The organism is Azospirillum formosense (assembly GCF_013340925.1).
Lineage (GTDB): Bacteria > Pseudomonadota > Alphaproteobacteria > Azospirillales > Azospirillaceae > Azospirillum > Azospirillum formosense.
On the sequence record NZ_WHOR01000148.1, the window covers coordinates 1 to 14,090 of the forward strand.

The 14,090-nt window shown below is 69.4% G+C and carries 10 protein-coding genes; 3 read left to right on the forward strand and 7 right to left on the reverse strand.

What is annotated here, in order from left to right; all coding sequences use genetic code 11:
• Positions 1-15: 15 nt before the first annotated feature.
• From GBZ26_RS18350 to GBZ26_RS18360, 3 genes are read right to left on the reverse strand one after another with little or no spacing between them, the layout of a single operon-like run.
• Positions 16-1,002 carry a TRAP transporter substrate-binding protein gene (locus tag GBZ26_RS18350; protein ID WP_174440069.1) on the reverse strand — a complete coding sequence of 329 codons (987 nt, stop codon included), beginning with the start codon at positions 1,000-1,002 and terminating at the stop codon, positions 16-18.
• 2 nt (positions 1,003-1,004) lie between these two features.
• A complete protein-coding gene (locus tag GBZ26_RS18355) occupies positions 1,005-1,868 on the reverse strand; it encodes a putative hydro-lyase (RefSeq protein ID WP_174440070.1) in 864 nt (287 codons plus the stop codon).
• A 43-nt stretch (positions 1,869-1,911) separates the two neighbouring features.
• On the reverse strand, positions 1,912-2,874 hold the full coding sequence (locus tag GBZ26_RS18360; protein WP_174440071.1) for a LysR family transcriptional regulator: 963 nt from the start codon (positions 2,872-2,874) through the stop codon (positions 1,912-1,914).
• A gap of 163 nt (positions 2,875-3,037) precedes the next feature.
• Between GBZ26_RS18360 and GBZ26_RS18365 the strand changes: the two genes are divergently transcribed.
• Both GBZ26_RS18365 and GBZ26_RS18370 read left to right on the forward strand, forming a co-directional pair.
• On the forward strand, positions 3,038-4,222 hold the full coding sequence (locus GBZ26_RS18365; protein WP_343207271.1) for an efflux RND transporter periplasmic adaptor subunit: 1,185 nt from the start codon (positions 3,038-3,040) through the stop codon (positions 4,220-4,222).
• Positions 4,219-7,341, forward strand: coding sequence for an efflux RND transporter permease subunit (locus tag GBZ26_RS18370; protein ID WP_174440073.1), 3,123 nt, complete (start codon positions 4,219-4,221; stop codon positions 7,339-7,341). Before GBZ26_RS18365 ends, GBZ26_RS18370 begins: the two co-directional genes overlap by 4 nt.
• A 54-nt stretch (positions 7,342-7,395) precedes the next feature.
• Here the strand turns inward: GBZ26_RS18370 and GBZ26_RS18375 are convergent, their stop codons facing one another.
• Positions 7,396-8,283 carry a LysR family transcriptional regulator gene (locus GBZ26_RS18375; protein WP_174440074.1) on the reverse strand — a complete coding sequence of 296 codons (888 nt, stop codon included), beginning with the start codon at positions 8,281-8,283 and terminating at the stop codon, positions 7,396-7,398.
• A 101-nt stretch (positions 8,284-8,384) separates the two neighbouring features.
• Here GBZ26_RS18375 and GBZ26_RS18380 point away from each other — a divergent pair, with 101 nt between their 5' ends.
• Positions 8,385-9,134, forward strand: a complete 750-nt coding sequence (locus GBZ26_RS18380) for a sulfite exporter TauE/SafE family protein (RefSeq protein ID WP_174440075.1) — start codon at positions 8,385-8,387, stop codon at positions 9,132-9,134.
• Position 9,135: 1 nt separating this feature from the next.
• On the opposite strand, the gene GBZ26_RS18385 is transcribed toward GBZ26_RS18380, so the two are convergent.
• The 3 genes from GBZ26_RS18385 to GBZ26_RS18395 all read right to left on the reverse strand — a co-directional run.
• A complete protein-coding gene (locus GBZ26_RS18385; RefSeq protein ID WP_174440076.1) occupies positions 9,136-12,297 on the reverse strand; it encodes an efflux RND transporter permease subunit in 3,162 nt (1,053 codons plus the stop codon).
• 16 nt (positions 12,298-12,313) lie between these two features.
• Positions 12,314-13,474 (reverse strand): efflux RND transporter periplasmic adaptor subunit, encoded by a 1,161-nt coding sequence (locus GBZ26_RS18390; protein WP_174440077.1) that lies wholly within the window; start codon positions 13,472-13,474, stop codon positions 12,314-12,316.
• Positions 13,471-14,090: TetR/AcrR family transcriptional regulator (locus GBZ26_RS18395; RefSeq protein ID WP_174440078.1), on the reverse strand; the 620-nt coding region annotated here is incomplete at its 5' end. The genes GBZ26_RS18390 and GBZ26_RS18395, both read right to left, overlap by 4 nt.

The window sequence follows — 14,090 nt, forward strand, 5'->3', positions numbered from 1 at the left end:
GGCAAACGGCGCCGCTTACTTCCGGAAGGCCGAAATGATCGCCTCGCCGTCGGCGCCGGCGGCCTTGGTCCACTCGTCGGTCATGGTCTTGCCGATGGCGGCGAAGCCGTCCTTGATCGCCGGGGTCGGGGTCAGCACCTTCATGCCGTTGCCGGACAGCGTCTTGTTCAGCTCCGCCGTCTTCTTCTCCCACTCGGTCCAACCGGTGGCCTCGGCCTTGGCGGCGGCCTGCTCGACGGCCTTCTTCGTGGCGTCGTCCAGGCCCTTCCAGACCTCGGTGCTGACGAAGACCATGTTGCGTGGCAGCCAGGCCTGCACGTCGTAATAGACGTTCACGAAGTCCCACGCCTTGGTGTCGACGCCGGTGGCGGCGGAGGTCATCATGGCGGTGACGATGCCGGTGCCGAAGGCCTGCGACACCTCGGCGGCCTCGATCTTGGTCGGCACGGCGCCGGCCAGCTCGGCGATGCGGGTGGTCGCCGGGTTGTAGGCGCGGAACTTCTGCCCCTTGAGGTCGGCGACGGAGGCGATCTCCTGCTTCACGTAGAGGCCCTGCGGCGGCCAAGGAATCGAGTAGAGGAGCTTCAGGCGCTGACGCTCCAGCTTCTTTTCCAGGTAGGGCTTCGAGGCCTCGTAGAGCTTCTTCGACGCGGCGAAGTCGGTCGCCAGGAACGGCACGGAATCGAGGCCGTAGAGCGGGTCCTCGTTCGCCCAGGAGCTGATGAGCACCTCGCCGATCTGGGCCTGGCCGGACTGGACGGCGCGCTTGATCTCCGGATGCTTGACCAGCGAGCCGTTGGAATGGACGGTGATCTGGATCTTGCCGTTGGTCGCCGCCTTCACGCCCTCGGCGAACTGGCGCACCGTGATGGTGTGCAGGTTCGTGTCGGGGTAGGGGGTCGGCATGTCCCAGGTCTCGGCGAAGGCCGCGACCGGGGTGGCGCAAAGGCCGATGCCGAAGGCGGCGGCGGCGAGGCGGGTCCGCAGGGTGATCGCGGTCATGGTTAGGAAGCTCCCTGTTCTTGTCTGAAAAGTTGCGCGACCGAAGGGGACACACCCTCCAGCTCGGCGTTCAGCCGGTCGGTGATCAGCATGTGGCCGGGGCTGTGGGCGATGGCGAAGGGCAGGCGGGCGGCGGCGAGCGCCACCTGGGGGGTGACCCCGCAGGCCCAGAAGACGGGGACCTCGCCGGGGGCGAGCGGAACGGCGTCGCCGAACTCCGGCTGCGACAGGTCGCGGATGCCGAGCGCCGCCGGGTCGCCGACGTGCACCGGCGCGCCGTGCACGGCGGCGTAGCGCCCGGTCACCGTGGCGGCGCGTTCCGCCTGGGCCGGCGTCATCGGGCGCATCGACACCACCATGCGCCCGGCGAAGGGCGGGGCCGCCACGCAGTCCCGGTCGGTCACGTACATCGGCACGTTGCATCCGCGCTCGATGTGGCGGACCGGCAGGCCGGCGGCGAGCAGCGCCTCCTCGAAGGAGAAGGAGCAGCCGATGGCGAAGGCGACCAGATCGTCGCGCCAGACCGACAGCAGGTCCTCCGGCTCCTCCGCCAGCCGGCCGTCGCGGTAGACGCGGTAGCGCGGGAAGTCGGTGCGCAGGTCGAGGTCCGCGCCCAACTCTGTGAAGCGATGGTCGCCCGGCTTCGACACGGCGAGCAGCGGGCAGGGCACCGGGTTGGCGCGGCAGAACCGCTCGAAGGCGGGGGCCGCATCGGCGGGAACGATGGCGAGGTTCGCCTGCACATGGCCCGGCGCCAGCCCGGCGGTGGGTCCGCGATGCTCCCCCCGGCGGATCGCCAGACGCGCCCGCAGGGCGGCGGACGTGGCGCCGGTCGGAGACGGGGTGCTTGGGGTCACGGACTGCATGGCCGGCAAAACCTCGGTGACCGAATTGTTGTGTCCTAAGGGTTCACGCATCGGACCGATCCGTCAAATTTTCATTTTGGATCGTTTGCGATAAACGGCGTTTATCAGTGGACGCTCCGTGCCGCTGCGCCTGCACGATCTCCAATGCCATATCCGCCACGATGGGCACCAGCGGGTTGTCGCTGTCCACCGGATGGCAGATGGTGAAATCCAGGTCGGGCAACGGGTCCTCCGCCGGGATCAGCCGCAGCAGGCCTTCGGCCAGTTCGCGCTCGATCACCGCGGGCGGGATGGCGCTGATGCCGATGCCGTCCAGGGTCATCCGCACGATGCTGGCGAGCGAGCTGTTGCCGTAGAAGCGCAGCGGCGGCAGGCCGGGCCGTTTGAACATCTGCTGGATGGCCACCGACGGCTTGGTCTGTCGGGAAAAGGTGATGACGGGATAACGCGCCAGATCGGCGAGCCCGAGCCGCCCGGCGGGCAGGTCCAGCGAGGGGCTGGCCACCCAGGCCATCGGGTAGCTGCTCAACGCCTCGTTGCGCATGTCCGGCTCGGCCACCGGTCCCAGCATGAAGGCGATGTCGAGGTCGTGCGCCAGCAGCCCGTTGCGCAGATGGATGGAGGTGTCGACCTCGATCTCCAGGCTGACCAGCGGGAAGCGATTGTGCAGCCGCTCGATCAGGCGGCTCAACCAGGTGTGGACGATGGTCTCCGCCACCCCCAGCCGGATCAGCCCGCGCAGGGTCGTCGATTCGGCCACCGCGTGGACCAGCTCGGCCTGGAGCGTCAGCATCCGCTCGGCATGGTCCAACAGCTCCATGCCCTTCAGCGTCAGCGTCACCCGCCGCGTGCCGCGGTTGAACAGCTGGACGCCCAGTTCCTTTTCCAGTTGGGCGATGCGGGCGGAGATGGCCGGCTGGGTGGTGTTCAGCCGCCCGGCCGCGGCGCGGAAGCCGCCCAAACGGGCGATCCACACGAAGGCTTCCAAGTTCTTTAGGTCCAGCATCGCCGAATCGCTCCGCAGCCCATACCCGCTGTTACAGTCTGTTACCAAATGGCTGTAGGATGGACATTAACCTGCAAAGCCTCTCCTGCGATAATGGGCCGCATTGCCTTATGGCGGGATGGCGCATTCCGGCCGGACCGGGCAGCCCCACCGGGAGTTCGATGTGACGAAACGCACAGCGCTGTTTGCGCTCCTGCTGGCCGCGCTGATCGGCGGCGGTTACTGGTACACCCAACGGGCGGGCGGGGCCGACGCGCAGACGGCGAAGGCCGCCGCCCCGGCCGGACCGCGCGCCCTCCCGGTGGTCATCCGGCCGGTCGAGCAGCGCGCGGTGCCCGAGCGGCTGGGCACCATCGGCTCGGTCCAGCCGCTGGCCGCCATCGCCATCAAGGCGCGCGTCGATTCGGTCGTCGAGACGGTCCATTTCACCGAGGGGCAGGAGGTGAAGGCGGGTGACCTGCTGTTCACCCTCGACTCCCGCGCGCTGGAGGCGCAGCTCCGTCAGGCCCAGGCCAATCTGGAGCGCGACCGCGCCAACCTCGACAAGGCGCGCGGCGATGTGAAGCGCTACGAGCAGCTCGTCCGCTCCAACACGGTGGCCCGCCAGCAGTACGATGCGGCGGTGGCCGCCGCCGACGCGCTGGAGGCAACGGTGAAGGCGGGGCAGGCGGCCATCGAGGCGGCCAAGGTCTCGCTCAGCTTCACCCGCATCACCGCTCCCATGGACGGGCGCACCGGCGCCGTGAACGCCAAGGCGGGCACGATGGTCCGCGCGGCGGACGCCACGCCGCTGGTGACGCTGACCCAGCTCCGCCCGATCACCGTCGCCTTCAACGTGCCGGAGCGCCATCTGCCGACCATCCGCGCGGCGATGGAAACGAGCCGACTGGCGGTCACCGCCGGCATCCCCGGCGCCGCCGTGCCGCCTGCCGAGGGCGTCCTGAATTTCGTGGACAGCCAGGTCGACCAGCAGACCGGCACGATCCTGGTGAAGGGACAGTTCGACAACGCCGACACCCGGCTGTGGCCCGGCCAGTTCGTCGACGTGGTCCTGACACTGCGGGTTGAGCCGCAGGCCCTGACCCTGCCGCAGGAGGCGGTGCAGACCGGCCAGCAGGGCCGCTTCGTCTATGTGGTCAAGCCCGACGACACGGTGGAGATCCGCAACGTCTCCGTGGCGCGCAGCCAGGAGGGCGTCGCCGTCATCGCCGACGGACTCCAGGCCGGTGAGCGCGTGGTGGTCGACGGCCAGTCCCGCCTCTATCCCGGCGCCAAGGTCGCCGCCGCCAAGAACGGCGGGAAGGAGGACACCAACGGCAAGGCGCCGCTCACCGGAGGCGCGTCATGAACCTCTCGGAGCTGTGCATCCGCCGTCCGGTGATGACAATCCTGCTGACGGCGGCGCTGGTTCTGGGAGGCCTTGCCGCTTACCGGCAACTGCCCGTCGCGGCGCTGCCGCGGGTCGATTTCCCGGTCATCAACGTCTCCGCCACGCTGCCCGGCGCCAGCCCGGAAACCATGGCGGCCTCCGTCGCCAGCCCGCTGGAGCGCGAGTTCTCGACCATCGCCGGCATCGACACGATCACCTCGACGTCGAGCCTCGGCAACACCTCGATCACCATCCAGTTCGTGCTGGAACGCGACATCGACGCCGCCGCCCAGGACGTGCAGGCGGCCATCGCCCGCACCCAGCGCCGCCTGCCGGCGGAGATGACCACCGCGCCCAGCTACCGCAAAGTGAACCCGGCCGACCAGCCGGTGCTGATGCTGGCGCTCTCCTCGCCGACGCTGACGCTGTCGGCGCTCAACGATTTCGCCGAGACGGCGGTCCAGCCCAAGGTCGCCACCCTGCCGGGCGTCGCCCAGGTGCAGATCTACGGCGCGCAGAAATACGCCGTGCGCGTCCAGGTCGACCCCAACGCGCTGGCCGTGCGCGGCATCGGCATCGACGAGCTTCAGCGGTCGCTGGCCGCCGCCAACGCCAACACGCCGGTCGGCACGCTGTCCGGCGCCAAGCAGCAGCTCGTGTTGGCCGCCAACCCGCAGCTTCCCGACGCCGAGGCCTTCCGCGGCCTGATCGTCGCCTACCGCAACGGCGCCCCGGTCCGGCTGGGCGACGTGGCGACCGTTCTGGACAGCGTCGAGAACGCCCGAACGGCGAGCTGGCACAACGGCACCCGCGCCATCGTGATGGCCGTGCAGCGCCAGCCCGACGCCAACACGGTGGATGTGGTGGACCGGGTGCGCAACCTGCTGCCCAGCTTCCGCGCGCAGCTTCCGCCGAGCGCCAAGGTCGAGGTGGTGAACGACCGCTCCACCTCGATCCGCGAGGCGGTGGAGGACGTGCAGTTCACACTGGGCCTGATCATCGCGCTCGTCGTGCTGGTCATCTTCCTGTTCCTGCGCCGCCTGACGGCCACCATGATCCCGGCCCTGACCGTTCCGGTGTCGCTGATCGCGACGGCGGGCGGAATGCATCTGATGGGCTTCTCCATCGACAACATCTCGCTGATGGCGCTGACGCTGGCGGTCGGCCTCGTCGTCGACGACGCCATCGTGATGATGGAGAACATCGTCCGCTACGTCGAAGAAGGGATGCCCCCCTTCGAGGCCGCCATCAAAGGCTCGCGGGAGATCGGCTTCACCATCATCTCCATCACCGTGTCGCTGGTGGCCGTCTTCATCCCGATCCTGCTGATGGGCGGCGTCGTCGGGCGGGTCTTCCACTCCTTCGCGCTCGTGGTGACCATGTCCATCAGCGCGTCGGCCTTCGTGGCCCTGACGCTGACGCCGATGATGTGCGCCCGCCTGCTGACCCACGAGACGCATAAGCCCAAGGAGGGATGGTTCGGGCGCATCCTGGAGGGTGGGTTCAGCGCCATGCACCGCGGCTACGCATCCACCTTGCGGCTGGCGCTGAAGCACCGTCCGGTGATGGGGCTGGTCATGATCGCCACGGTGGTCGGTTCCGTCCTGCTGTTCCAGGCAATTCCCAAGGGCTTTTTCCCGACGGAGGACATCGGGCAGATCACCGTCTCGACGGAGGCCGCTCCCGACATCTCCTTCCCGGCCATGGCCGAACGGCAGCAGGAGGCGGCGCGGATCGTCGCGGCACACCCGGCGGTGGCGGACATGACGTCGGCGGTCGCCATCGGCGGCAATTCGGTCAACACGGGCCGCATGTTCGTCGTGTTGAAGCCCCGCGGCGAGCGGCCACCGGCGGGTGAGGTGATCCAGCAGTTGCGCCGCCAGCTTTCCGGCATACCGGGCTTCGCGGTCTACATGCAGCCGGTCCAGAACCTGCGCATCGGAGGGCGGTCCTCCAAGAGCCAGTACCAGTACACCATCCAGGGCTTGAACCCGGAGGAGTTGTACGTCTGGTCCGGGCGGCTGGAACGCGCCCTGAACGACATTTCCATTCTTCAGGACGTGACCAGCGACCTTCAGCTCAACAGCCCGCAGGCCTATGTCCATGTGGACCGGGAAAAGGCCGCGACGCTGGGAATCGGTGTCGATCAGGTGCGTTCGACGCTGTACAGCGCCTTCGGCCAGCGGCAGGTCTCCACCATCTACACACCCACCAACGACTATCAGGTGCTGATCGAACTGGCGCCCAAGTACCAGCAGGACGACAACGCCCTGTCGCGCATCTACGTGCGCTCCGGTTCCGGAAAGCTGGTGCCGCTGGACGCCTTCGCCAGCGTGCAGCGCACCGCCGGACCGCTGACGGTCAACCATCAGGGACAGTTGCCCGCCGTCACCGTGTCGTTCAACGTGGCGCCGGGTCATTCGCTCGGCGAGGCGGTGGACATGATCCGGCAGGCGGAGGTGGAGATGGCCCTGCCGCCGGGCATCACCACCGGATTCGCCGGCACCGCCCAGGTCTTCGAGGACGCGCAGAAGAGCCAGGGGCTGCTGCTGCTCGCCGCGGTGCTGGTGATCTACATCGTCCTCGGCGTGCTGTACGAGAGCTTCATCCACCCGCTGACCATCCTGTCCGGCCTGCCGTCGGCGGCCATTGGAGCGTTGGCGACGCTGATGGTGTTCGGGCAGGAGCTGAGCGTCATCGCAATCATTGGCATCCTGATGCTGATCGGCATCGTGAAGAAGAACGCGATCATGATGATCGACTTCGCCATCGACGCGCAGCGCAACCAGGGAATGTCGCCGCGCGAGGCGATCGAGCAGGCCTGTTTGCTGCGCTTCCGCCCGATCATGATGACGACGGTGACGGCGATCGTGGGCACGCTGCCCATCGCCGTCGCCCATGGCGCCGCCGCGGAGCTTCGCCAGCCGCTGGGCCTCGCCGTGGTCGGCGGCCTGTGCGTGTCGCAGATCCTGACGCTCTACATCACGCCGGTGCTGTATCTCTACATGGAGGATGCCGGAAACGCCGTCGCCCGTCTGTGGAAGCGCCGTCACGCCGCCGCCCCGGAGGCGCCGCAGCCGGTGCCGGGCGCGGAGTGAGGGAACGCCGCCCGACACCTCGGAACGATTCCCCTCTCCGCTCCGGGGAGAGGGTTAAATAGCGCCAGCCAGCTGCGTCACCAGTTCGCGGCTGTGGCTGGGCAGGGCGTCGAGCCGGCGGACGCAGACAACCAGCGAGCGCACCGCCCAGGAATCGGTGAGGGGCACCGCGCGGATCTTCGTGAAGCGGCGGCAGCGCTTCGCCGAGGCTTCCGGGACGATGCCCAGCCCCACCCCCTGCTCGACCATTCGGCAGATCCCGTCGAAGCCGCGCACGCGTACGCGCAGCTTCAGCGGGCGGCCGGCGCGGATGGCGTGCTCGTTGATGTGCTGCTGAAGGGCGTTGCGCGCCGCCAGCCCGACGAAATCCTCCTCCAGAACCTCGCATAAGGCGACGCTGCGGCGGTTGGCCAGCGGGTGGCCGTGCGGCGTGACCAGCACCATGCGGTCGGTGCGGAAGGGAAAGACCTCCAGCCCCGACAGGTCGGCGTGATCGGACACCACCCCGGCGTCGGCCAGCCCCTCTGCCACCGCCCGCACGATCTCGTGGCTGGGCCTCTCCTCCAGATCGATGTCGATGTTGGGGTGGGCGGCGAGAAAGGGCGCCAGGGCCTCGGGCAGGAATTCGGCCAGGGCCGCGGTGTTGGACAGCAGCCGGACATGCCCTTTCAACCCCTTGGCGTAATCGCCCAGCTCGCCGCGCATGCGCTCGACCTGCTGGAGGAGGAGGCGGGCGTGATGGACCAGCGCCTCACCCGCCGGGGTTGGGCGGACGCCGCGCCGCCCGCGCTCCAGCAGCGGCACGCCGAGCGTCTCCTCCATCCCGCGGATGCGCGCGCTGGCCGAGGCGAGGGCGAGGTGCGTGCGCTCCGCCCCGTGGGTGATGCTCTCCGCCTCCGCCACGTTCAGGAACAGCCGCAGGTCGGTCAGGTCGAAGCGCATGAGCGGGGTCTCCGGGAGGGCAACAGCCTTCGTTCGATACGAAGGCTGGCTGCGTGACATCCACATTGCCGGAAGCCGTGTCCGGGCTTCAAGTGGTGGGCATGACCGACCTTCCCCTCCTCATCGTCGCCACCATGGCCTTGACCTTCCTGCTCGCCGGGTTCGTCAAGGGCATGATCGGCCTGGGCCTGCCGACCGTCGCCATGGGTCTGCTCGGCCTCGTCATGCCGCCCGCCGAGGCGGCGGTGATCCTCATCGTGCCTTCGCTGGTGACGAATCTCTGGCAACTGGCCTTTGGCCCCGGCCTCGGCGCCACCGTCGAGCGATTCTGGCCGATGATGCTGGGGATCACGCTGGGCACCTGGGCCGCGGCGGGGCTGCTGGCCGGCGCCTCGTCGGGGCAGGCCGCGGCGGCGCTGGGCGGGGCGCTGGCGCTCTACGCGGCGGCCGGGCTGGTGAAGCTGCCGCTGCGGGTGCCGCCGTCGGCGGAATCCTGGCTGTCGCCGCTGGTCGGCGTGGCGACCGGTGTCGTGACGGCGGCCACCGGCGTCTTCGTCATCCCCGCCGTGCCCTACCTCCAGGCGCTGGATCTGGAGCGCGACCGGCTGATCCAGGCGCTCGGCCTGTCCTTCACGGTGTCGACCCTGGCGCTGGCCGCCGGGCTGGCGCAGCACGGGCTGTTCGACGGCACGCTGGCCTGGGGCTCACTGGCGTCGCTGCTGCCGGCCCTGGCCGGGATGGCGCTCGGCCAGAGCCTCCGCCGGCGGGTGCGGGCGGAGGTGTTCCGGCGCTGCTTCTTCCTCGGCCTGCTGGCGCTCGGGCTGTTCCTGATTCTGGAGCATCTGGGGTGACCTACTCCGCCGCCGTGCCCTGTGCGGCCGTGCCCTGTGCGGCCGTGCCGTGCGCCACCGCGTCCGGGTCCTTGTGGGCGAACCAGCGCTTGAAGCGCCGGGACAGCGCGTCAAGGTAGGTCAGGATCACGGGAACCACCAGCAGGGTGAGCAGGGTGGAGCTGATGAGGCCGCCGATCACCGCGTGGGCCATGGGTGCGCGCTGCTGCGCGCCCTCGCCGATGCCGAGCGCCAGCGGGATCATGCCGAAGATCATCGCCATGGTGGTCATGACGATGGGGCGCAGGCGGATGATGCCGGCCTCCACCACCGCGTCGCGCAGGTCCACCCCGCGGGCGCGGGCCTGGTTGGCGAAGTCGACCAGCAGGATCGCGTTCTTGGTCACCAGCCCCATCAGCATGATGAAGCCGATGGCGCTGAAGATGTTCAGCGTGGACCCGGCAACCAGAAGCCCCAGGAACACCCCGACCAGCGACAGCGGAAGCGACATCATGATGGCGATGGGCTGGAGGAAGCTGCCGAACTGCGAGGCCAGGATCAGGTAGATCAGGATCACCGCCAGCAGCAGCGCCTGTGTGGCGTAGGCCGACGTCTCCGCGATGTCCTTGGTCGAGCCGCCGAAGACGATGCGGTAGCCCGGCGGCAGCTTGATCTCCGCGATGGCCGCCTGCAGCTCCTTGCCGGCGTCGCCGGCCGGGCGGCCCTGGACGTTGGCCTGGACGTTCACCTCGCGCGACAGGTCGCGGCGGTTGATCTGCGAGGCGCCGAGCGTCGTCTCGACCCGGCTGACCTGCGACAGCGGCACCATGCGCGGCGCCCCCTCGGCATCGTTGGAGCCGGTCAGGTAGATGCGGTCGAGATCGGCGCGGCCCACCCGGTCGCTTTCCGGCAGGCGGACCAGCACGTCGTAGGTCTCGCCGTCCGGCGCCTTCCAGGTGGACACCTTGTCGCCGGCGAAGAGGGGCCGCAGCGTGTTCGCCACCTGCGCCGTGCCGACGCCGAGGTCGCTCGCCAGATCGCGCTCCAGCCGCACCGACAGGGTCGGCTTGGCGGCCTTCAGACTGACGTCCACATCGACGAAGCCGCGGATGCCGGCCATGGCGGCGGTCACCTGCTTGCCGATGCGGTCCAGCTCCGCGATGTCGCGGCCCTGGACGGACACCTGGATCTGCTTCTGAACGCCGCCGACGCCGGGGATGCCGATGCCGATCTGGACGCCGGGGATCGCCGACAGCCGTTCGCGCAGCGGCGGGGCCAGCGTGTTGGGCGTGCGCGTGCGCTGGTCGATCGGCTTCAGCCGGACATAGACGCTGCCCCGGTTCTTGCCGACCGACGCGCCCGTGTTCACCGTGGAATAGGTGTAGGCGACCTCCGGAAACTCGCGGATCGCCGCCTCCACCTGCCGCAGCTTGGCCGCCGTGTAATCGAGCGAGGAGCCGACCGGCGTTTCCACGTCGACGATGGATTCCCCGAGGTCGGCGGCGGGCACGAACTCGACGCCGATGCGCGGCACCAGGAAGAAGCTGCCGACGAAGATCCCGAGCGCCATCAGCAGGACCAGCCAGCGCCAGCGGAGCGCCCAGCGGAGCGTCCGGCCATAAACCCGCGCCAGCGCGTCGAAGGCGCCCTGGAAGCCCGCCGCGAAGCGCCCGAAGACGCCGCGCCCGTGCCGCCCGTGGGCCGCCGGGTCGTACCACAGGCTGGACAGCATCGGGTCCAGGGTGAAGGACACGAACAGCGAGATCAGCACCGCCGCCGACACGGTGATGCCGAACTGCAGGAAGAAGCGCCCGATGATGCCGCCCATGAAGGCCACGGGCAGGAACACCGCCACGATGGTCAGCGTGGTCGCCAGGACCGCCAGACCGATCTCCTTGGTGCCGTCCAGCGCCGCCTGCCGGTGCCCCTGGCCCTTGCCGAGGTGGCGCATGATGTTCTCGCGCACCACGATGGCGTCGTCGATCAGGATGCCGATGGCCAGCGACAGCGCCATCAGCGTCATCGTGTTCAGGGTGAAGCCGAAGGCCGCCAGCACGCCGAAGGTGCCCATCACCGCCACCGGCAGGGTCAGCGCCGTGATCACGGTGCTGCGCCAGGACCCCAGGAAGACCATGACGATGGCGATGGTCAGCACGCCGCCCTCGACCAGCGTGCGCTGCACATTGGTCAGCGAGTTGGTGATCCCGCGCGAGGTGTCGCGCACCACCTCCAGCGCGACGTCGGAGGGCAGTGAACCGTCGCGGCGCAGCTCGTCCAGCGCCATGTAGAGGCCGCGCGCCACCTCCACCGTGTTGGAGCCCTGGATCTTCACCACGTCGACGGCCAGCGCCGGCTGCCCGTTGAACAGGGCGACGGAGTCCTGCTCCTCCTGGCCGTCCAGCACCTCGGCGACCTGGCGCAGCCGCACCGGCTCGCCGCCGCGGCGCGCGACGATGATGTCGAGAAGCTCCCGCGGGTTGATGACGCGGCCATCGACCTGGACGACGCGCTCCGCCCCGTTGCCGGAGACGGTGCCGGCGGGAATGTCCTGGTTCTCGTCGCGGATCGCCTTGAGCACCTGATCGACGCCGACGCCCAGCGCTTCCAGCCGTTCGGGGCGCAGCCGCACCTGGACCTGCCGCTTGACCCCGCCGGCGATGGTCGCCCGTCCGACGCCGCGCACGTTCTGCAGGCGCTTCAGGACGATCTGGTCGGCCATGGTGGTCAGGTCGCGCAAGGACCGGATGTCCGACTTCACCGCCAGGGACAGGATGGGCTGGTCGTCCGGGTTGAAGCGGGTGATCTGCGGGTCCTTCACCTCGTCCCGGAACTTGGGGCGCAGGGCCGATACCTTCTCGCGCACGTCCTGCAACGCCTGGGTCGAGGCGGTCTTCAGGTCGAACTCGGCGATCACCACCGACTGGCTCTCATACGAGCGGGAAGTCAGCGTCTTGATGCCGGCGATGGTGTTGACCGCGTCCTCGACGGGACGGGTGACGTCGGTCTCGACCGATTCCGGGCTCGCGCCGGGGTATTCGGTGGAGATGACGACCAGCGGGAAATCCACGTCGGGAAATTGGTCGACGCCCAGCCGGTTGTAGGAGAACAGGCCCAGAACCATCAACGCCACCATCATCATGGTGGCGAAGACGGGGTTGTCGACGCTGATGCGGGTGATCGGCATGGCGCGGCGCGTTCCTTTAAGACCCCATGACCTTGACGGCCCGCCCGGCGGTCAGGCCGGGCAGGGGGGCGGTCACCGCCAGATCGCTGTCGGCCAGCCCGCGCACCTGCACGAGATCGCCGCGCGACCAGGCGCCCAGCACCTCGACCTTGCGGCGCTCCACCCGGCCCCCGGAGACGACCAGCACGAAGTCGCCGTCCTGGTCGTGGCGGACGGCCGCCGGGGGCAGGGCGAAGGCGCCCTCCACCTCGTCGACCACCGCGTCGCCCGCGGCGAACATGCCGCCGCGCAGCGTCCCGTCGGCGTTGTCCAGAACGATGTAGACGGGAATGGAGCGGGTCCCGGCGCGGGCCATGGGGTTGATGCGGGCGATCCGGCCGACGAAGTCGCGCTCGCCGAAGCCTTCAACCCGCAGCCGCACGGTCTGGCCGGGCTTCAGCCGGGCGACGTCGTCGGCGGGCACCGCCGCCTCGACCTCGACGCGGCTGAGATCGACGACGGAGAACATCTTGGCGTTGACCGCCAGCGTTTCGCCGGGGTTGACCGCCCGCTCGGCCAGCGTGCCGTCGATCGGGCTCGCCACCACCGCGTCGCGCAGCGCCTTGCGGGCGAGGTCCACCTGGGCCTCCAGCGCCGCGACGGTGGCTTGCTGGAAGCGGAAGGTGCTCTGCGCCTGGTCCATGTTGGTTTCCGAGACGATGTCCTTCTGGCGCAGCGCCAGATTCTTGGCGCGGGTCTTGTCCGCCAGGACGAGCTGCGCCTTGGCGCCTTCCAGGTTGCTCAGCTTCTCGTCCAGCTTGGCCTGAAGCTCCACCGTGTCGAAGCGGGCCAGCACCTCGCCCTTCCGGACGGCCTGCCCCTCGCGCAGCGGCACCTCGACGAGCCGGGCGGCGACCTCCGACTTGACCATGGACTGCTCCATCGGCTTCACGGAGCCGCTGAGCCGCACCAGCTCGGTCAGCCGGCGCGGGGCCATGCGGGTCAGCTCGACGGGCGACAGCTCCACCGGCCGCTCCGCCGGGGGCAGGCCGGCGGCGGCGGGGGCCACCGCGTCGTGGCTGCTCGTGGCCTTCCAGGCGACGCCGCCCGCGGCCAGGGCCCCGACAATCAGAAGGGGCAGCAGCAGGCGGCGCCGCGGCTTGGCGGCGGGACCATCGGAACGGGCGGCGTCGATCATGGGGTGCGGTCCTTGGGTTCGGCCCTCAGCCCGGCGAGGACGAGGTCGAGATAGGCGTCGAGGTAGGATTCGGCGGAGGCCGCGGCGGGATCCGGCTCGAAGGGCCGCAGCGAGTGGTTCCACAGCGAGAGCATGCTGAGCGGGGCGGCGATGACGCGGGCCATCTGCTCGACATCGACGGGCCGGAACTCCCCGCGCTCGATGCCGCGGCGCAGGATGCGCGTGAAGAAGCGCCGCCCGCGCAGGACGACCTCCTCCATGTAGAAGCGGGCGAGGTCGGGAAAGTTCTGCGCCTCGGCGATGACCAGCTTGGACAAGCCGGCGTTGGGGCTCTGCTCCATTTCCCAGAAGCCGCGGGCGAGACCGCGCAGGAATTCCTCGCTGCTGCCGGTGAAGCTGTCCAGCAGGTCTTCGCCCATCTGGAACTGCGGCAGGATGGACTGCCGCACGACCGCTTTGAACAGCCCTTCCTTGTTCTCGAAATAGAGGTAGGGCAGCCCGACGCTGACACCCGCCCGGCGGGCGACATGCTCCAGCTTGGTTGCGGCAAATCCGCGCGAGATGAACAGGTCGCGCGCCGCCTCGATCACCTCGGCGGGGCGCGACCTGTTCATCT